The organism is Lysinibacillus sp. A1 (assembly GCF_000801965.1).
Lineage (GTDB): Bacteria > Bacillota > Bacilli > Bacillales_A > Planococcaceae > Lysinibacillus > Lysinibacillus fusiformis.
On the sequence record NZ_JSZM01000006.1, the window covers coordinates 70,192 to 90,973 of the forward strand.

The window sequence follows — 20,782 nt, forward strand, 5'->3', positions numbered from 1 at the left end:
AAAGTACAACGTGATGGTTTGGAGGTGTTTGCATTGGGACAGAGAAATTAAAAATTGGCGAGCTTGCTGAAAAAACTGGCATTACAAAACGAACAATCGATTATTATACAAACATAGGCTTGTTGGTTGCAGAACGTTCTGCAACAAATTATCGCTACTATGATCCCTTTATGATTGAACGACTTCAATTCATTGAACAGCGCAAACAACAAGGGCTTTCACTCGTTGAAATCCAACATGAATTAAACATCACACCCTATGAAGAGATTGATGTACAAACGCTTCGTTTAAAAATGCAAGATTTAGAGCATGATGTAGCGTCTCTACTAGAACAAATGAACCAGCAAGATGATAAAAAAATTGAAACTATTAAAAAAAATGTTTCACCTGAAAGCATTGCATTAATGCAATCCTTACTTTTACTTATTCATAATTAGGAGGTGACGTTCTGTTTTTACAGAACGACTATTTGGATACCATAATAAACTTATCGATTTTTACCATATTATTAGCTTTAACAGGTTTTTTCGTGGCAACAGAGTTTGCAATTGTAAAGGTTCGTTCCTCAAGACTTGATCAGCTTATTGCAGAGGGAAATACAAAAGCCATTGCTGCCAAGCAAGTGGTCGATCATTTAGATGAATATTTATCTGCCTGTCAATTAGGGATTACAGTAACCGCTCTTGGTATCGGTATGGTTGGTGAAAAAACGTTTGAATTTATGCTTCACCCACTATTCGAAATGATCGGAATTTCAGATAAATATATGACGATCTTTACTATTGGTACAGCCTTTGCTATCGCTACATTCTTACATGTTGTTGTCGGCGAACTAGCCCCGAAAACAGCAGCTATTCAAAAAGCGGAAACAATTACTCTACTTTTTGCAAAGCCGATTATGTTCTTTTACAAAATCATGTACCCATTTATTTGGTTCTTGAACGGCTCTGCACGCGTTTTGATTGGTTTTTTCGGTATGAAGCCTGCAAGTGAGCATGAGCTTTCTCATACGGAGGAAGAACTGCGACTATTACTGTCTGAAAGCTTTAAAAGTGGTGAAATCAATAAAACAGAGCTTAAATATGTAAATAACGTCTTTGAGTTTGACGAACGTATTGCTCGTGAAATCATGGTTCCTCGAACAGAAATTGTTGGGATTGAACGAAATGACTCGTTTACAACTATCATCCATCATTTTGCCGCTGAAAAATATACGCGTTACCCTATTTATGATGGCGACCGCGATAATATTTTAGGGTTTATCAATGCAAAGGAATTGTTTACACACGGTTTACTTGAAAAGCTTACAGACGAGACATTAGTCATTGAAGATTTCATTAATCCAGTTATTCGTGTGATTGAAACTATCCCTGTTCAAGAATTACTTGTACGAATGCAAAAAGAACGTATTCATATGGCCATTTTAATGGATGAATATGGTGGGACATCAGGTCTCGTAACCGTTGAAGATATTTTAGAAGAAATTGTTGGTGAAATTCGTGATGAATTTGACGATGATGAAATTGCAGATATTCGAAAAATCACAGAAAACCATTATATATTAAATGCAAAGATGCTTGTTGAAGATGTAGAAAATTTACTAAATATAACATTAGAAGCCGAGGAAGTGGAAACATTAGGTGGTTGGTTCTTATCCGTGAATAATGGGATAAAAGCATCCGCAAATATTGAGCTTGACTCCTATGTCTTCAGTATTTATGAACAACAAGGACATCAGATACATTATATCGAGGTTCGACCTCTACGAATTAGTGCACCGGCGTCCTTCATTACAAAGGTACAGCCCTAACCTTATTATTTTGAAACCATTTTCGTTATTCCATTATTAGCCATTTCAAGCTATAATGAGAGTAGGAATATGATTCTAGTTTCAGGGGGCTATACACATGACATTATTTAAACTATATCATTCAGATGGTATACACATTATTACCGACGTAAAAAAACATAAAACAAATATTGAATTAAAAACAATTACAGGCGAAGTATTATATATTATCGTCGTAACAGATGAAAACTACACAGTGTACGACGATCGTTTTGCAGGTGCCTCTAAGCAGTTAAATTCTGTAGAAGCATTTGATATAGATGGCAGCTTTCGTAGCCTAGATTTCGATAATATGCGCTCTTTATTTAAAGAAGCCTTTACAAAGTTATTACAGCAAATCGCTGAGTGCGTTCAAAGTAAAGAGGAGCTAGTCGATATTGACACACTCCGTCATAAAGTAAGTGCCCAAATAAAAGGCATCCATTTCCGTGTCATTTCTGATACGAAAAAATATGAAATTTAACCTCTCACAGACTGTTCATTTTGGACAGTCTGTTTTCTTTTCACCTCCCTTCCCAGCTGAAACAAAAACATGCTTCTTGACTTTCATGTATAATGGGACTTAATAATCTGAAAAAAAGGGGTGTTTAGAATGAATCGTGAACAATTAATCACACTCATTTCAGAAAAACTGAAATTAATCCGTACTGAAAAAGCTTTTACCCAGGATCAAATGAGTGATTTACTTGGACTATCTAAAAAAACACTTGTCCAAATTGAAAAGGGGCGTATTCTCGCGGGATGGACAACTACTGTTGCCGTCTGTACTTTGTGTCGTGACAGTACTATTTTGCAACACGAGCTAGGCGGTGAACCATTAGAGGTAGTGGATTTGATTGCGAATAATGGAACATTGCAGCCTAAAGATAAAACAATGGGTGGATACATATGGTGGAAAAATATACATGAACATGGAGGGTTCCGACTACAGCAAAATATCATTAGCCTTCATTTCCGCATTTTAGACAATAATAATTTTCGTCTAATCTCAACATTTGATGAACAAGTAGCTAAACAAGCATGGGAAAAGCTACAGATGTAACCCTCCTCCATCTAATAGACTCCTTCCTAATAGTAGAAGCAGTATTCTGCTTCTACTGTTGTTAGTTGTTTGCCCTCCTTCTCCCACTTATATCGACACACTATAGACAAATATATAAAGAAAAGAAATTACCTGTCATAGGATAAAGAGAATGGATTCTGTGAAATTTCTATAAAGGATAGTTAGTTGAAGCTAGGAAAGTCGAAATTTGCAGAAATATTTTCTATACTTAATAGTAACCGCTGTGATATTGGAAAGGATGCGCATAAATGAATCGAATTCTAGCAATAAGTGATATACACGGAGAATTAGCGCTTTTTGAGGAACTATTACTAAAAGCAAACTATAATCCAGATGAAGATCATCTTTTTTTACTCGGTGATTACATCGACAGAGGTCCAGCTTCTAGTGGCGTGTTAAATTTAGTGAGCGAATTACAAGGAAAAGGAGCACGAATTCTCCTAGGCAACCATGAAGCCATCATGCTCAATGCATGCCGTTCTGGCCTTGCTAAACCATGGAACCATTGGGTAGGACTTTGTGGGGGGGATGCAACATTAGCAAGCTATGGCTACCAGCTGAGCGATTTCGAGGATGCTATTGCTAGCCATACTTTGCCTAGCTTTATTAAAACGTTGCCAAAGCTAGAAGAGCATTTACAATTAATTGAAAACTTCGAAACATACATTGAATTAGAGGATGCTATATTTGTACATGGTGGAGTTGTACCAGGCGTTGCGATGTCAGAAACGGACCCCATGCAATTACTATGGATCAGAGAAGAATTTCATGCAGGCTATCAAGGAGATAAAACCGTTATCTTTGGACATACACCTACGTATAGACTTCACCATAACCCAACTGATTACAGTGTCTACTTTGGTGAAAACAATATTATCGGTATTGATGGTGGTGCTGTATTTGGTGGACAATTACACGCATTCGAATGGCCAAGTCGTCAAATATTCTCAGTCGAACATAAAAAACCAACAAGTAACGATTAACTTGTTGGTTTTTCCATTAATATAACTTGAAGATAACACCTACTAAAGAGTACACAATAACAGTTGTGAATAATATGGTCATATGGAATAGTGAGAACACAAACATTTTGGTAGCCCACTTCACTTGATCTTTATTACTATGATAGCCATATATACTCATTACTAGCCATGCAATACTTAATAGTAATGCGACGAGCATAATTCCCACACTTAAGGAACCAAATAAAAAGCTTGATAGAATTAATAAAATTAAATAGAAATTTGTTTGATAATACGTACGGCGCATACCTTTAACAACAGGAAGCATTGGCACACTTGCTGCTTCATAATCTACACGTTTGCGGATTGCAATGGCATAAAAATGCGGCATTTGCCAAATAACCATCACAAAAAATAAACCTAGGATCGCAGGGTGTGTAATATCTGTCGATACGGCAGACCAGCCAATTAATGGCGGTACTGCACCACTTATACTACCAATTTCTGTATTATAAATCGTTCGACGTTTTGTCCACATTGTGTAAGGGACTACATATAAAAATACTCCTAGTAAACCGAATGCCGCTGCTAATGGTGACGCAAGCGCCAAGACGGCTAATCCGATAATTAACATAGCTATCGCTAATGATAGAGTCGATTTTGCTGACATTTCCCCAGTGACGGTCGGTCTGCTTTGTGTACGAGGCATGATCGCATCTATATCACGGTCATATACATTATTAAAGGCCCCTGCTGCTCCAATGACAAGGGCAGAACCAACTGTTGAAAAAATCATTTCTGGTATATTGTCTATGAACGTCATTTTATTTTTGTACATGCCTAGCGTTAAACCAGCCCACATTGGTATTAAATTAGATTTGATAATTCCTGTTTTGACTGTTTGCGCTAAAATAGTAGAGCGAGACGATTTCCCTCGTGTTGTTCCGGAGGATTGCGGTTTATGCTCCGAGTTCAGATTTTGTTCCATTCATCTTAATTCCTTTTCTCCATAATTTCTGCACGCCACAATCGATAGAAAGCGACAAAATTTGCATCTAGCACATCAAATTATTATTTTACCCCTTTTAGTTCTGTTCTGTCTCTAAGTTCACATAAAGTACATGTTTTTATCTAGTAAAGTACGCTCATTCACAACATCTTCTATGATACCACCGACTGACATGAATTTGAACCTTCTTGCTCGATTCTTATCATTACTATTCAAGAAAAGTAAAAAGCCGAGGCAGAATTTTGCCTCGGCTCCTATTATTGAAGATCTCCCTGAAGTTGCTGGGCCAAAAATGCCACTAAATCACGCATATTATCTGGTGTTACCCCATGTCCATCTGGATATTGCTTAAATGTCACAGTAGCGCCAAATTGTTCAAAAACCTCTTTGCTTTCCATTCCCCATTGTGATGGAATAACATAATCATAATCACCATGAGAAATAAAGGCTTGTAAATGTTCAACAGAGCGAACAGAATATTCCTCTGTTACAAATTTAGGTGTATAGCCACTTAATGCGACAATGCCCGTCACTAAATTCCCCATTACAAAGGCCAATGATTGTGCTAGTACGGCTCCCTGGCTAAAGCCTAATAAAAATACTTTATGAGGATCAACTTGATATTCGTCAATTGCCTCTAATATAAATCGTTGTAAAGCCACTAATACTTTATCGAAGATAGCACGATCCGGTTGCCCTACCTCTTGAATAGTGAAGAAAGCATAACCTGGTTTTTGTGTAATGGGTCCACGCAAACTAAATATATGACATTGTTCTTGAAAGTCCTGTACTAATTGTGGTAAGTCGTCTTCATTACTTCCCATACCATGCAATAAAAAAATAGCAGGGTATTTTTTTGTAGTGTCCATATTAGTAGGTGGTGTATGTTTAAAAGTAAATGGTGTATTCATGTCTTCAAATTCCTTTCAAAGTCAATCTTTGTAACAAAGCTATAGTAATTTTGTTTTATTGATTAATCCATCTGTATGGTAAGCAATATATCCATTGACAACACGAATGGTCTCTAGTGGATCTGCGTCAAAAAGTATTTGTGATTGCTCAGGTGTGGACACCAGAACCGTTAATAAATCCATACGCATAGAATGCCCCGCAGAGCTATATGCATAGTCGTAGATGATCGCTTCCTCTGTCATGCCTTCTGTCTCATATTGTTGATGGAATAATTCCTTTACAGTATCCATTTGCTCTGCTACCTGTTGTCGGATACGCATCTGATGCATCAATAATTCCTCTTCTAAAGCTGAGGGCTTTACCCAATTTTTAGCGTTTAGCATGTTCAGAAATTCTTGTTCCCATGCCTGTTCATTCTCAGTAAAGTAGAGCATATTGATCATTAGCATATCCCAGAAATCAACAGCAGTAGTTGCTGAATTTCGTTGTATTGCTATAGTTTCTTTAAAATGTTCTTCTACCTTAGTAATATTCATATTGCGAACTAAATGATTACATACGTTTTCAATAAACTTATTTGCCACTTCTTGTGCCATAAAAATCCGTCCTTTATATCTACAAATCATTTTTTTCTATCTTATCATACCATGATTGTGAAATATGGCAACGAAGCCCTCTCTATAGACATTTCACAAAAGGATGTCTCCCTTTGTAAAGGAAGACATCCTGAATGAATTACGAGAAAACATAGCTATCCATAGTATCCAACGTATTTTGAATAGCATCTTTCAATGATCGTTGATGTTCACCACAGGAAGCTATTGCCTCTTCCAAAGCGATTGCAGCATTCGCCATAAACGGTGCCATTTGCAAATCCTTGGCTAATTGAATAAGAACTAATGCCTTATTCCATTTCCAACGAGGGTTAGTTGGATCTAAATTGATCGCCTGCTCCAAATAACCAAGCGCATCAAAAGGCATCCAGCCAAAGCGGTGCATAGTCTGGCCCGTCATTCCCCAATAGACGGCCTTATTTGGATTTTCCTTAACGGCTTGTTGAAAGCAATGGACACTTTCATTGTACTGATGTGCAAATAAAAACAGCTCTCCTTGCGTAAAGAAGGATTGGGCTTTTTCATTACCTGTTCCTGTCTTTGCTGCCCCTTCTAATTGCTTTATATTCATTGCAAATGCTTCTTCATCTTTTATTGCACGTATTGCTATAACCGCATCGGATTCTGGATAGCTTTCGTCCGCACGTTCTGCATGTTGTATTTCTCCATAAAGAGTGGGCTTTGGATAATAAGCGAAATCATACTCTTCTAATAAAATAATATATTTTTGCGCAAGGGCTTGTTCCTCTTCATTTGTCACCTTTTTTGCAGCTTCATAGCATTTCATTAGTTCGCCATTGTAAAAAAAATCATCCATTGACATTTAAAAATCCCTCCAGTGTATAACTATTCAGTCTTTTTAGTATACACTACAACATAAAAAGAGACTGATCAAAATTTTGATACAGTCTCCTTTAGTATTATTTTTTTAACACTACCGTATTTAAGAAGTTACGTAAGTCCTCTTCTTTTAGTGCCCCTACAAAACGGTTCACTTCTTTTCCATCTTCAAAACGGATAAACGTTGGTGTTGCTTCAATATGATATTTCTCCCATAAATCTTCATATTCATAGACATTCAATTGAGCAATATCGACACCCAGTTCATCTGCAATTGGCATTAATTCAGGTGTAAATGCTTGACAGTGTACACAAATCGGGCTGAAGAAATACGCATTCACAGGTTCACCAGCTTTAATCTTTGCCTCTAATTCGTCTGGTAACATAATGTTTTGATAGTTTTTGTCATCTAATTGATCAATTGTTTCTTGTTTCAGCTTTTTATCGCCATAAGGGTTGTTTGCGCTCTCTAGTTTACTTTTGTTTGAGACATTGGTAAGCACAATAATTGCTGCAAATAATACAACAATAACGGAACCAATAATTAATAATTTTTTCACTAGAATAGTGACCTCCTTTTTTACACTAAAATCCTAATTTTAGTGTATCCGGATTGATTATAAATTGTTTTGAAAACCTAGTAAACTAATTCGCCTTTTAAAAAAGATATTTCACATTTATAACATAATTTTAAGTATATTTGGGAACATACATATTGAGAGTTCATGCAAAATTTGAACGTGGGGTGATTATATGAAAAACTCGTTTCAGCATGTATTTCATATTTATACGAAGGATATCCGGAACATTGTCACAAACTGGGTAGTAGCTATCATTGTGGGCGGATTGATTTTTCTTCCTTCACTTTACGCCTGGCTTAATATCTATGCCTCTATGGACCCATACGCCCACACATCCAATATGAAAATCGCGATTGTCAACGAGGATACAGGAACCACCGTTCGAAATGAAGCGATTAATGTTGGAAATGAAGTAATCGAGAATTTAAAAACGAATGAAAGCTTTACGTGGGAGCTTGAAAACGAAAAGCAAGCCATGGAGCATGTGAAAAATGGAGATTATTTTGCCATGATCGTTATTCCCAATGACTTTTCACAAAAGCTCACCTCCATTCTGACAGAGCAACCAACTAAAGCGCATATTGATTATTATGTAAATGAAAAGAAGAATCCGATTGCCCCTAAAATAACAAGTAAAGGAGCAAGTGTCCTTACCCAGCAGGTTTCTAGTGAATTTGTATCAACGGTCAATGGGACGCTATTCTCCATTTTTAATACTATTGGACTTGAAATGGAACGTGAAATTCCTGACTTCCGAAAATTTGAAAACTATGTCTTTACTATTGAGCAGCATTTACCTGATATCAATTCATTTTTAGCACAAGCTTCTAGCCAAGGGAAGGATGCCGATCAATTACTCAATCGTGCGATCACACAAATTCCACAAGTAGAACAATTAACAACAAATGGTTTGACTACTATTCAAAAGGGTCTAACTCTTGTGAATGAAGCAGATGCTCTGTTTAATGAGCTATCTCCCCTTATTAAAAAGGATGTACAAACTGTCCAAAATATTGCGCAGCACTTCACAGATATTATGAATAAACTCAACAGCATTGATCTTGATTCAGCTTCTATCACCCAAACAAAAGAAGCATTAAAAAATCAATTGTCGACGTCCAAAGAGAACATAACGCATAGTATTCAAACACTTGAGGCGCTACAGAAGTTGATTCAAGCGGATACTTTAACGCGAAATCAGTTGCAGGATTCCTTAGATCGTATCATCGCATCTTTACAGCAAAGTAATGCCCAAGATAATGAACAAATTATTGAACAGCTTACAGCTATTCGTGATGCCCTGCAAAATAATCCGACCTTTACCGATTCAACTATAAACGCCCTAAAAGACTTGCAACAATTAAATACGTTACATGCAGATATTCTTACAAAAATTGAACAATTACAGCCCATTGATAAAAACATCATTCAACAAGACATTACAGCGATTCAAAACATCGCACAAAATGCGACGGCTAATTTACAAAAATTCTTGGTCTACTATAACGATAAATTGGAGCCACAAATTCGCTCAACATTGTCTAGTGCTAAAAGTACATTAACAAGTGCTTCTGCCATGTTGACGGATGTAAAACAATTCATACCTCAGGCAACAGATAAATTGACACAGGCAAAAAATACGTTAGGTACGGCTAATAATGCTCTCCAGAAAATACAAAGCGAGTTCCCTACTCTCAGTACAAAAATCAAGGATCTAGCGAATAAACTTCGAACTTTAGAAAATGAAGCGGATATTTCAGAGATTGTGCAATTATTAAAGAATGATGTCAATGCCGAGCGTGATTTCTTTGAAGAGCCCATTAAACTAAAGGAACATCGACTATTCCCTATCGCCAACTACGGAACAGCGATGACACCATTTTACACAGTGCTATCGATTTGGGTCGGTTGTTTATTATTAATTTCACTATTATCCGTAAATCTACATGAAAATTCACCTTATAGTATCCGTGAAATCTATTTTGGCCGCTTACTAACATTTGCAACTTTTTCTATTATACAAACTCTCATCATTACGATCGGTGATACTTTTTTAGTTGACGGTTCTATTCAGGCGCCCGCTTACTTTATCTTGTTTGGACTTTTGATTAGCATAGTATTTGTAACCGTTGTGTATACGTTAGTCTCGGTCTTTGGAAATGTTGGAAAAGCTTTAGCGATTGTGATGCTTGTTTTACAAATTGCGGGCTCTGGTGGGACATACCCTGTGGAATTATTGCCAAGGTTCTTCCAAATCATTAACCCATTTTTACCTTTTACGTATGCCATTGAAATGATGCGTGAGGCGGTTGGAGGCATTATCTGGTCAACTGTATGGGTAGATCTCCTCTTCTTAATTGGTTTCTGGTTTGTCTTTATCCTCTTCGGCTTTTTCTTAAAAAAGTTACTGAGCGAGAAAATAGAACATTTTATGAACAAAACACGCGGGTTAGATATATTTCATTGATTTTCAACTAGGCTCCATGTAAATGTTTATGACAACGATGGTATAATGGAAGTATTGTAAACATGTGGGAGGCGCTATTGTTGAAGAAAACGGTTTCTATTTTTATTGTTTTGGCGTTAATGTTATTAAGTGCGTGTGGGGAAAATAAGAAAAATGTTGAAAATGATCATGTAGCTACAGAAGGTGAAACTTCCCATGAAGGGGATAGTCATGCTTCAGGCGATATTCAGGAAGAAACAGCTTCAGCAAATGTTCTTCCAACGTTTTTAGAGGGTAAACAAGAAAATATTCGCTTGGTTTATCAAGTTGCTGGGCAATCTACAGAAATTCTTGAATGGATGCCATGTTATTGTGGATGTGGCGAATCTTCTGGTCATAAAAGTAATTTAAACTGCTTTATTCAGGAAAAACGTGAGGATGGATCCATCGTCTGGGATGATCACGGTACTCGTTGTTTAGTGTGCTTAGAAATTGCTGTACAATCGGCTAAAATGCATCAGGATGGCAAGAGTCTAAATGAAATTCGCCAAGTCATTGATGAAACATATAAAGAAGGCTATGCAAAACCAACACCAACTGATATGCCGGCATAAAAAAGCAAAATCCATCGAGAAGTTCATTCTCGATGGATTTTGTCATTTTTCCTTCTCTTTCATTTTCAATATTTGGTAAACCGCTGTCAATCTCAATATAAGTTACCACTTTGTAAAAAAGACTGTAGACAAACTCAACATTCAATGAGTTTACCTACGCTTATCGACTTTGCTTTTATTGTTGCACTTGATTTTTCTTTCTTTTTCGAAGGATGACATATAGGATCACTGCAATGACAATTATTAATCCTATAAATTCGGCAATTAGGACCAATGAAATTTCACCTTTTTTAACTGCTTTCACATCAGTATTATTAACGTTTTGATCTACTGCTACTACAAATTGCCCCTCTTTTGTTTCAATTGCAGCCCCTGCTTGTGAATCAGTCTCTTTCAAGTGTGCATAAAAGTCTCCTTTCAAAGAGGCATTCTCAAACGATTGTATCCATAATAATGGCTGAGTGTTCTGCCAAAAGTTTTTAGTCATATAAGCATATTGACCAATTGCCTCAGGTAAAAAGCCTTGTTGAATTAGTTGTTCAGAAGAATTCGGAATTTGGTTAGCATTTTGGGATAGCCATTTATGCTGCTTCATGTCTCCCATAAAAATGACCGCATGCTTTTGTAAAGCTTCTTCGGTGACATCTTTGTCCTTCATAAGAGTGATATTGGCCATTTTGCCATTCATCATTAATGCCTTATACATAAATAGCATCTTTACATCATCCATGCTTTCATTATTAGGAATCACCATTAATGTATGATCATGAAAGGAATTCGGAAAATCACGTAAAGTAAAGGTTGGTTCAGTAGCATCTTTAGTGATCGATAAAGAACTAGCACTATCTATATATAACCAATAACGTTCATTCGTTGTTTCACATGGGTCCTCTAATTGAAAGCCTGTTACTTCAAATTGAATATCTGTCATAGATTGTTGATTAAGAACATTAGTTTGAATAGGTAGTAAAGCCTCATACATATCTGTAGTAGTTTGCTCTAGCTTTCGTAAATCTACTGAATGTGGGACATTATTGATATAGGCAATCAATTCAAGTTTTCGATCATCATCATCATGATTGTCTGGTATACTAGCTGACTTTTTTAACACTAATCGCATGACCGCTTCCTTATTGGCCTCTAATTGTGGCAAGGATACATAATAATGTGGGGTCATAGTTAATTGACTAGACAATGTTTGGTTTTCAAAGCCAAACTGCTGAAAGGAAATGGTTGAATCTGAAGTACTGTCTATTTTCGGTAAATCTTTAATGGCTAATGTATTTCCGATTAATTGCCCAGATAATCTAGATTCTGTTAAAAAGGATAATCGTTCCTCAATCGCTTTTCCATTCGTTGAAGTCACAGCCAAAATAGGTACCCGTTGATTTGAATCTGTATTTAGTAATTCCTGCATAGATAATGTCATGGTGTCGTCACTAACATTGATTTTATCTAATACATTTTTGAATAAGCTTGTACTAAATTCCTTTTGTCCGCCTATGATAACAATAGGTCCAGACACTTGATTGACCGCATCTTCACGTTTAATCTGCACATTTGTATCACCATGCTCTGATAAATAAGCAGAGAGCTGGTATCCACTGTTTAAAGTTGCTTCAGAAGCTTGCTTTGGTAAAATAACTGTTGTTGCATATCCTTCATAACCCAAAAATGCAGTTGGATAACTAGTTAATGTCCATGCTTGGCTCTCCTCGCTAAAAGCTGACATGGAAGATAATATATCGATACGTAACCAATTACCTGCATTACCAGGTGGCACACAAATACCTTCTTTTAGAATCCCATAAAAACTTGCAGTAATCTTGTGAGTCCCTTTTAATAAAGCCTCTTTTGGAAGATTAACGACAATCGTTTGCTTAAGTGAATCTGCTTTCAATGGCACCGTTTTGACCGCTACATCATCCACTTTCACGGTAAACGAGGATGGTGCTATAAGTAGCTCTGAATGTTGAATTTGAAAAGTAACTTGCTGGCCATTTTGTTTTACATCATCTACTAGATTATAATAAAAATCTCTTGATGAGGATGGCCCCTGTAATTCAATTGGCTGTGATAATAAAGGCTTGTTTTGCTTTTGATTGCCTTCTATCGCCATTGTTTGATCATCTACGGTAATGGTAGCCGCAACAGCGTCATTTGTAATACATAAAAAGCCTATAAAAAATAAAAGTATAGAGAAAAATTTGGCTCTCATTATTCCGCTCCTTTATCTGTTTGCTTTGAAAATCGTTCTGTTTTATACCATTGCACTTCTTGCCCAGTAAACATGCGCTTTATTTCTAAAAATAATGACCATACGACTAGTACAATCCACATTTGGGAATACGTAAAATACATAAGAATGACATATAAGAAATTCTTTTTATTCATTTCAGTTTTTTCAATACTTAAGGTAATCATTACTTCTCCTAGGAATAGTAAAAAGGCTAAAACCCATAAAACAAGGGCAATATCGCCAACGGTCAAACCAATGTCATAAAATAAATTAATAATAAATAAAGCATTAGATAAAATAACGCCAAAGAAAAATAAGAAATACGTAAAGAAGAAATAAAATAAATCAAACATAATACTTTTTCTTTTTAAGGTGAAAAATTGACTTAAAAACTTCAGTACTACATATTGATTGCCCCTTGCCCATCTTGTTCGTTGTTTCCACCAAACTTTCAATGTCTCGGGCTCCTGCTCCCAAGTAATAGCCTTTGGGAAAAACCGAATATGATAGCCTAAGTTATAAACACGAATAGTCAGCTCTGTGTCCTCTGCTAATGCTTTTACATCCCATCCACCTAACTGCTCTAAAACTGTACGGCGAATGGCAAAATTAGTACCAGGAATGGTTGCTACCTTAAACCATTTCCAACGGCCACCCTGAGCCATCCACTGGAAGCAAATTGTTTCTATATTAATAAACCTTGTCAACCAAGTTTCAGTCGCATTAATGACGCGAAACTTCCCTACAGTGGCCGCAGCTTTTGGGTCATTTATGAGACCCATTACTAAGTACCAAACTGCCATCTTTTCAGGTGTATTATCTGCATCATAGACCACTACAATGTCCCCTGTAGAATCAGCTAACGCAGAATTTAATGCCGAAGATTTACCCTTCCCTTTGTTTGGCTCCACGGTTTCAATTACTCGAATAAATGGAAATTTTTCCGCATATTGCTTGGCGATATCACCAGTTTCATCAGAGGAATTATCATTAATGACAATCACCTCTAATTTATCTTTAGGATAATATAAACGAGACATAGCCCGTAATGTCTGCTCAATTACGAGTGCTTCATTATGAGCTGGTATAAAAACACTGACAGAGGGTACATGAGTCATTTTTTTAGACCACTCATCGATTGGTTTTTCAAATGAACGGAAATGTAAATAGCCCCCCTCCATTAAAAACATGTGGTAGAGCAGCATAATCCAAATGAGGAAAAGTGAAATAAAAAATAATAGATTAGCCATTTGTCTTCCTCTCCTCAAACAATCTCTTACGCAATGTAATTCGTAATCGTAAGGTACTTATAAAAAATAATGTAACAAACAGGGATACAACAAAGACAAGGATCCATAAAATTAATTCGAATGGCCGTTCATCGAATGAAATTTTTAAACGCTCTTTTTTAGAAAAAGATAATTCAATGGTCTGTTCACCATCTTTATGTTGGACAATGGAAACATTCTCTGACTTTACCTGTTGGTTTGTTTGTCGGAAATTCATGAGTTCTATTTGTGGTTGCCTTTTTAGCACATCAACAAGTTCTTGAACAAAAGAAGAATTTACATAAGCAGGATATTGAATACCGATAATGGAACTAGGAACCTGTAATAAAAGGTCTATTTTTCGTTTGACAGTATATAAAGGATTGCTGTCTGTATCAGGGATGGTCCCTACTGTCATTGGATAGATGGTGCGGTTGTCCATTTGTGTGATATATAATGATGGACTTTCTTCCCGGATACTCCCTTTAAATAAGCTACTCTCATCACGGCTTATAGAAGGATAAATATTCCGCAATGCTAAATAATCCAGACTCTTTTCAGGTGAAATAGTAGAAGAGAGGATAAATGGATAACCTTCATTTTGTAGCTTTTGCAAATAACTTAATAATTTTTTATTATCATGTAAGTAATATATATTTTTTTCAGATTCATCCAATAATATAGGTGTTACTTCAAGTGCAATCGGCACCCTACTTTTGGTGAATGCCTTCACTACCTTTTCTAACTTTCCCACATCTGTTTTCATATTAATATCTGATACAACAATAAAAGCTGGATGTGACTGAGGCTTGGGTAATTGCAATAAATCGCCAATGAGGGTAGGCCATTGATATTGTAAGGTTCCTCTATTCACAAAATCTCCGATATACGACCAATTGTTCTTTTTAACAACAAAAGGATAGGATTCATTCATTGAGGAAGCTCTTTTCACGACTTCGAAATCAGCAGAAGGTAAAACACTTTTCCATCTTACAGGGTTGTCTAAACTTTCTTCCCCAATTGCTCGGAGCTCAATTATTTGACCTTGCTGCCATTTAGCAAATGGGCTGAATTGAAGAGCATTTTCACCAATCAAAATCGCAGAACCTTGAAAATGATTCACCGCAGCTAAAGCCTTCTCAGGAACAACTGTTGGATACGCGTTAAAAATAACAATCCGTTTATAACGTTGCAGCATCTGCTCTTCTATTTCTTCAATCGCTAAAACATCTACGGACGTATATACTTGAAGCATCTCTTGCAAGGCTATAACATCACGATTTGGTTGCTGAGTACTTGTGACAAAGATCAATGCTATGTCTTTGTCATCTTGTGCAGCAAATACTGTTTCACTTGTTACAAAAGTATAAAAACAAAGCATTCCAATGGCGAACCATAAGTTGTATTTAGAGCGCACTTGTTTTCATCTCTCTTTCCAGTTCTGTTAAAAGCTCATCAAATGTTGTTTCCATCAATGGTCGATAGGTCATAAAGCTTGTTTTATAATGGAGTGTGACCCATTTGCCATTGACCAATTGATGATTTTTCAATGCTTGATCTAGTTTGTCATAAATGACTTCCATATGCTGGTCTGTTGTATCAATTAACAACAACCCTATATAATTTTCACGAAACCGAAACTTTTTATCCGTTTGTCTGACCGTTTGTTGAATTCGTTGGGAAAGCTGCTGCCATAAATGCTGTACCTCTTTCGCACCATACAGCTTTTGGAATTTATCATAATTTTCAAGCTTTAAAACCATAAAAACAAAAGTATGTTTATGTCGGTCTGCCCTACGCATTTCTTCATTGACGCTTATACGCATTCTCGTTTCATTATCAAATCCTGTTTCCACATCAATGGCTACATAATTTCTAACATCCTCTTGCAGTTTTTTTAAATAGTTTCCCTGTTCACTCATTAATTCATGCACCTTTCCAGCACAAAGAATGAGGATCAAAAGTTGAATCCCGTAGGCGAAAAACATTTGCATGGAAAAAGTAGGATTTAGAAAAATTACAGCTCCTGCTATTCCTGTATATAGTAATGTCGAGCCTGTAATAAAAATAAAAACGAGGCTACTCACAAGACCAAATACGGTCCCTCTCCAAAGTGTTAGTACGATGAGAATCATTAAAAAGGTGTACAATAATAAGCCTTCAGCATTCTGACGGAGTAAAAAATAAGCTGGTAATTGTAACAATAAAATGAGTAATATTCCATAACCTAAAATAGCTTTATTTCTATTTATTGTGGTACGCATTTTCTACCTCCCTTTCTGCTAATAGTGGTAGTAAATTATCAAAACTATGCGTTGACTTTGTATGTTTATCGATATAGCCTGATGAAGGATCTTTTAAAGCTGTCATCTTTTCCATGAATTGCTGAGCTAATTGCTGTTCGTTTAATGCCAGCATATATCTTGCTGCCATGGCATAAACAGCTGGCGATTCAAAGTTAACGGTCGGTTGATTCGTTTTCGCACTGTAACGACCATAGAGTTTACCGTCTCTCTTCAAAAGGTTTACTAGCCAGTTTTTAAATGGCATTGTTTCCCCGTCCATCGAAGCAAGATGATAGGCTGTATATAATTGATCGATCATGTGCAATTCCTCGTCGAACACATAACTTTTAGTGGCAAGGTCAAAATATTTTGGGAAAAATCCTGCCTCAGCTATTGGGGTATTTTGTAAAATGTCCAACTGATGTTGAACTTGTTGCTGGGATAAAAGACCATGCTGCTCCATTTCATAAAAAGCAGATGGCATAATATAGCTCATGGTTAAAGCTGTTGCTTTATCATGGCTATTAACATCGACATAATCGACAAACAGTTCTTGATTCATCCCATACTGAATCAAATTATCTCCAATTTGTTTACCCAATTGTTCATAATCTGAATCATGCCATTTCTCACTGGCATCCAGTAAAACACGGATGATGCGTAAATCATCAATCAGTGCATTGACAGAAGCTTTTTTAGTACCATCTAATCGCCAAACAATAAAGTCGTTTGACAAAAAATACGATTTCAAGACATCGACTTGTTCATCAAAACGTGCTTGATCATCTTTTTCTACTAGATAGGCAAGCCATAAGCCAACCGATTCAGATAAAAACACATCCTTTTGGGTATCTAAATCTGTGCGTAATAAACCTTTTCCATTCATTAAATCTTCGATGACAAATTGTTCCGTCGGTGAAGTAGCAGGCTCTTTTTGTAACGCTACCTCTTTTTCTGTACAGCATATTAAAAGAAAAACAACACTAACTATTAACAAAAACCATTTAAAATTTTTTATCATCGTCATCTTCCTCATTAATAGTTATTTTTCTATAATGAAATCCCGATTTTATATTATAGTATACAATAATTAGAAAGGCTAAGCTTTTATATGAGAAGAGTCATACATTAAACATTTTTTATAAAAAAAGATGCCCCGAAAAGGTCTATAGACCCATCAGACATCCTGGATTTATTCTATAAAAGCTATATTTTTTGGTAATTTCCTATTTAAAGTAATAATTGTTATTACTATTTTTTTGGACACGGACCAATGGGTTCAATTATGTCTATTACTTTACAAGCTGTAAAATTGTTTTAAATTGTTCATGGTCTGCTCGTTGCAAAAGCTCATATAAAATCATTTCCATACTAGTTGGATAAATACCAAGGGCACTCATCTTAGCTAATCCGACTTCCTTATTGGTTTTTGTTCGAGATGAAACAGCATCTACCACTACCTCAACTTCAAATCCTTGTTCCTTTAGTTGTCTAGCTGTTTGGTAAACACAAATATGCGTTTCAATGCCAGTGACAATAAATTGAGAACGCCCACTTTCCTTCATCGCTTTCACAAATTCTTCTTCCTCACATGCACTAAAAGCCATTTTAGCAATTGCTTGTCCTTGAAGATGTTGTGCTATATCGAGTGCTGTACCGCCTAAACGACTCGGATTTTGTTCTAGCCATAAAATAGGTACTTCCAGTGCCTGCATCGCTTGTATCAACTTAGCAATGTTTGCAATCGTTGCTTCACTCTCATCAACAATTGTTGCTAGCTTTCCTTGCACGTCAACGACTACTAAACAAGCTTCTTCTACTGTAAACATCGTGAACACCCCTTTTCTATTCTTTATTTATTATACAAAAACTCACGTTAAAATGGATTCATTTAAAATCTTATCGTACATATTGATTCATCATCTGCATAAATAAACGGTATATGTTATATTCTAGCCCTTCCCTATCTCACGAGCATGCCCTTTTCCACCGCTGTTAAAATCCGAACATTAAACGGATTGTAATGGATGAAATTTATTTCAATTACGAAAATTCCAACTTTATTCCCGATAAAACTGTACTTTTCGTTCGTATTTGAATTAAAAACTCCTGTTAATTGTGTACATTTTGTTGCGAGGCTGTCGCTATTCTGCTCAAATATTAAGAATTTTATTTTTTCTCTTGAAAATTAAGTTATAATCCAGTAAAGTTCTGTTATCCCGCTTTAATGGTCCTATAGCTAATGATGTCTCTTAGACAATTAAAGCTCGATCAGGACAATGTATATTCAGCAGTTTATAGCCACTGGATAAAAATTTCACTTATTAACCAAACAAGGAGTGTACCCACTTTGACACAACGTGCATACAATTTCAACGCAGGTCCATCTGCACTGCCCCAAGAAGTATTAGAAAAAGCTCAACAACAATTAGTAGACTTCCGTGACTCAGGTATGTCGATTATGGAAATGAGCCATCGTAGTGCCATTTTTGACGAAGTACATAACGAAGCGATCGCCTTATTGAAAAAGCTATATGCGATACCAGAAAATTACGAGGTCCTATTTTTACAAGGGGGGGCTAGCCTGCAATTTACAATGGTGCCAATGAACTTCCTATCAACTGATCAAAAAGCAAGTTATGTATTATCAGGCTCTTGGTCTGAGAAGGCATTCAAGGAAGCAAAGTTTTTCGGTACACCTGTGGAAGCTGCTAGCACAAAAGAGAACCAATACCGCCATATTCCTGCCCTAGCAGACATTCAATTTAATGAGGATGATGCCTATGTGCACATCACTTCTAATAATACTATTTACGGTACACAGTGGAAGGATTATCCAAATACAGGGAATGTACCTTTAGTGGCCGATATGTCTAGTGATATTCTTTCAAAACCAATTGATATTCAAAAATTCGGACTCATCTATGCAGGTGCTCAAAAAAACCTAGGTCCTTCAGGTGTAACAGTTGTCATTATTCGCAAAGATCTTCTTGAAAAAGCGAATAAAAATATTCCTACAATGCTTAAATATACAACACATGCTGATAGTAATTCTTTATATAATACACCACCTACATTTGGTATCTATATGCTAGGCGAAGTGTTGAAATGGGTAGAATCTAATGGTGGAGTCGCTGCAGTTGAGAAGCACAATGAATTAAAGGCTAAAGTTATTTATGATGCTATCGATAATAGCAATGGCTTCTATAAGGGTCATGCAACTCCAGAAAGTCGTTCCCTTATGAACATTACATTCCGCGTAACCGATGAGGAACTTGAAAAACTATTCCTAGCGGAAGCAAAAGCAGCTGGCTTTGTAGGGCTAAATGGCCATCGTTCTGTAGGCGGCTGTCGTGCTTCAACATATAATGCTGTGCCATTAGAGGCTTGTGAAGCTTTAAGAGACTTTATGGTCGATTTCCAACAAAAACATCAATAATCTTATAAAAATGACGATGATTTACGTTTCTGTAATGACTCGTCTTTTTTTGTTTGTCGATGATAATCTATCCCCATACAACTATCATTATAAAATTTTTATAGCAAATTTTTCTTTTAGGGCTTTGCACATAGCCTATTCTTTTGAGAAAAATATAGATTTTTAAGCGGACTATCGGACAGATTACCAGCCTCTATCTATTTACCAAACATAGATTATTACTGTAAGGATACCCTTACGAAAATAGAGGAAGGGAGGTCTCGACGATGGAAGATAGACGATATACAACACAGATGAACTGGCAAGGTTGTAAATGTCCAAAAAAAGAAGAGAAATGTTGTCCTCGTAAAGAAGAAAAATGCCCTTGTCAAAAAGAAGAAAAATGTACACCAAGAATGAGCAGTAACTGTAGAGGCTGTATTTGTCAGCAATTACGAAAATTAGAGCTTGCGACTAGACTAGATATCTTTTTATCTGGAGGTATTAGCTTCTTAGGTGTGACTTTCATTTCTTTCGATCCACGCAATTGCTGTGCTTACTTCCTTGAGGCAGGTGCGGCTGCTACTTCTCCTTTAATTGTAGACTGCAATCAAATTGTTGCGATTCGTAAAGTAGCAGTAGCTTAATAAAAATAGAGAGGGTACATCCTATTTGGAACTTA

General features: G+C 36.4%; 20 protein-coding genes. 9 read left to right on the forward strand and 11 right to left on the reverse strand.

Features of this window, described 5'->3' with window-relative positions; translation table 11 throughout:
- Window positions 1-53: 53 nt before the first annotated feature.
- The 5 genes from PI85_RS04170 (at window position 54) to PI85_RS04190 (ending at window position 3,895) form a co-directional block, all read left to right on the forward strand.
- Window positions 54-437, forward strand: coding sequence for a MerR family transcriptional regulator (locus PI85_RS04170; RefSeq protein ID WP_080709138.1), 384 nt, complete (start codon window positions 54-56; stop codon window positions 435-437).
- 32 nt (window positions 438-469) lie between these two features.
- Window positions 470-1,810 carry a hemolysin family protein gene (locus PI85_RS04175; RefSeq protein WP_036127115.1) on the forward strand — a complete coding sequence of 447 codons (1,341 nt, stop codon included), beginning with the start codon at window positions 470-472 and terminating at the stop codon, window positions 1,808-1,810.
- A 97-nt stretch (window positions 1,811-1,907) separates the two neighbouring features.
- Window positions 1,908-2,312 carry a hypothetical protein gene (locus PI85_RS04180; RefSeq protein ID WP_036127117.1) on the forward strand — a complete coding sequence of 135 codons (405 nt, stop codon included), beginning with the start codon at window positions 1,908-1,910 and terminating at the stop codon, window positions 2,310-2,312.
- A gap of 129 nt (window positions 2,313-2,441) precedes the next feature.
- On the forward strand, window positions 2,442-2,891 hold the full coding sequence (locus tag PI85_RS04185) for a helix-turn-helix transcriptional regulator (protein ID WP_025116018.1): 450 nt from the start codon (window positions 2,442-2,444) through the stop codon (window positions 2,889-2,891).
- A gap of 269 nt (window positions 2,892-3,160) precedes the next feature.
- Window positions 3,161-3,895 carry a metallophosphoesterase gene (locus tag PI85_RS04190; protein WP_036127119.1) on the forward strand — a complete coding sequence of 245 codons (735 nt, stop codon included), beginning with the start codon at window positions 3,161-3,163 and terminating at the stop codon, window positions 3,893-3,895.
- 16 nt (window positions 3,896-3,911) lie between these two features.
- Here PI85_RS04190 and cyoE read toward each other — a convergent pair whose 3' ends face one another.
- The 5 genes from cyoE to PI85_RS04215 all read right to left on the reverse strand — a co-directional run bounded on the left by cyoE (window position 3,912) and on the right by PI85_RS04215 (window position 7,809).
- The gene (gene cyoE / locus PI85_RS04195) at window positions 3,912-4,862 is read right to left on the reverse strand and encodes a heme o synthase (protein ID WP_036127120.1); all 951 of its coding nucleotides are present in this window, start codon (window positions 4,860-4,862) and stop codon (window positions 3,912-3,914) included.
- Between the two features lie 278 nt (window positions 4,863-5,140).
- The gene (locus tag PI85_RS04200) at window positions 5,141-5,794 is read right to left on the reverse strand and encodes an alpha/beta hydrolase (protein WP_036127121.1); all 654 of its coding nucleotides are present in this window, start codon (window positions 5,792-5,794) and stop codon (window positions 5,141-5,143) included.
- A 39-nt stretch (window positions 5,795-5,833) separates the two neighbouring features.
- A complete protein-coding gene (locus PI85_RS04205) occupies window positions 5,834-6,391 on the reverse strand; it encodes a hypothetical protein (protein ID WP_036127123.1) in 558 nt (185 codons plus the stop codon).
- A 139-nt stretch (window positions 6,392-6,530) separates the two neighbouring features.
- Window positions 6,531-7,232 (reverse strand): O-linked GlcNAc transferase, encoded by a 702-nt coding sequence (locus PI85_RS04210; RefSeq protein ID WP_036127124.1) that lies wholly within the window; start codon window positions 7,230-7,232, stop codon window positions 6,531-6,533.
- Between the two features lie 97 nt (window positions 7,233-7,329).
- Window positions 7,330-7,809: a co-chaperone YbbN gene (locus PI85_RS04215; protein WP_025116012.1), complete on the reverse strand. Its 480-nt coding sequence runs from the start codon at window positions 7,807-7,809 to the stop codon at window positions 7,330-7,332.
- 193 nt (window positions 7,810-8,002) lie between these two features.
- Here PI85_RS04215 and PI85_RS04220 point away from each other — a divergent pair, with 193 nt between their 5' ends.
- Both PI85_RS04220 and PI85_RS04225 read left to right on the forward strand, forming a co-directional pair.
- Window positions 8,003-10,297: a YhgE/Pip domain-containing protein gene (locus PI85_RS04220; protein WP_036127125.1), complete on the forward strand. Its 2,295-nt coding sequence runs from the start codon at window positions 8,003-8,005 to the stop codon at window positions 10,295-10,297.
- 80 nt (window positions 10,298-10,377) lie between these two features.
- Entirely contained in the window at window positions 10,378-10,890 is a 513-nt protein-coding gene (locus tag PI85_RS04225; protein WP_036127127.1) for a PCYCGC motif-containing (lipo)protein, read from the forward strand.
- Between the two features lie 175 nt (window positions 10,891-11,065).
- Here the strand turns inward: PI85_RS04225 and PI85_RS04230 are convergent, their stop codons facing one another.
- From PI85_RS04230 to PI85_RS04255, 6 genes are all read right to left on the reverse strand, one after another.
- Window positions 11,066-13,108 carry a cellulose biosynthesis cyclic di-GMP-binding regulatory protein BcsB gene (locus PI85_RS04230; RefSeq protein ID WP_036127129.1) on the reverse strand — a complete coding sequence of 681 codons (2,043 nt, stop codon included), beginning with the start codon at window positions 13,106-13,108 and terminating at the stop codon, window positions 11,066-11,068.
- Complete coding sequence (locus PI85_RS04235; RefSeq protein WP_036127130.1) at window positions 13,108-14,379, reverse strand: glycosyltransferase; 1,272 nt, start codon at window positions 14,377-14,379, stop codon at window positions 13,108-13,110. The genes PI85_RS04230 and PI85_RS04235 overlap by 1 nt, the downstream gene beginning before the upstream one ends.
- Complete coding sequence (locus PI85_RS04240) at window positions 14,372-15,814, reverse strand: DUF2334 domain-containing protein (RefSeq protein ID WP_235318451.1); 1,443 nt, start codon at window positions 15,812-15,814, stop codon at window positions 14,372-14,374. Before PI85_RS04240 ends, PI85_RS04235 begins: the two co-directional genes overlap by 8 nt.
- Entirely contained in the window at window positions 15,804-16,661 is an 858-nt protein-coding gene (locus PI85_RS04245; protein WP_036127131.1) for a diguanylate cyclase domain-containing protein, read from the reverse strand. The genes PI85_RS04240 and PI85_RS04245 overlap by 11 nt, the downstream gene beginning before the upstream one ends.
- Window positions 16,642-17,703, reverse strand: a complete 1,062-nt coding sequence (locus tag PI85_RS04250; RefSeq protein ID WP_235318452.1) for a hypothetical protein — start codon at window positions 17,701-17,703, stop codon at window positions 16,642-16,644. The genes PI85_RS04245 and PI85_RS04250 overlap by 20 nt, the downstream gene beginning before the upstream one ends.
- 271 nt (window positions 17,704-17,974) lie before the next feature.
- Window positions 17,975-18,511 (reverse strand): hydrolase, encoded by a 537-nt coding sequence (locus PI85_RS04255; protein ID WP_036127133.1) that lies wholly within the window; start codon window positions 18,509-18,511, stop codon window positions 17,975-17,977.
- A 521-nt stretch (window positions 18,512-19,032) separates the two neighbouring features.
- Between PI85_RS04255 and serC the strand changes: the two genes are divergently transcribed.
- Both serC and PI85_RS04265 read left to right on the forward strand, forming a co-directional pair.
- Window positions 19,033-20,121, forward strand: a complete 1,089-nt coding sequence (gene serC / locus PI85_RS04260; RefSeq protein WP_025116003.1) for a 3-phosphoserine/phosphohydroxythreonine transaminase — start codon at window positions 19,033-19,035, stop codon at window positions 20,119-20,121.
- A gap of 266 nt (window positions 20,122-20,387) precedes the next feature.
- A complete protein-coding gene (locus PI85_RS04265) occupies window positions 20,388-20,747 on the forward strand; it encodes a hypothetical protein (RefSeq protein WP_008178390.1) in 360 nt (119 codons plus the stop codon).
- Window positions 20,748-20,782: the final 35 nt, after the last annotated feature.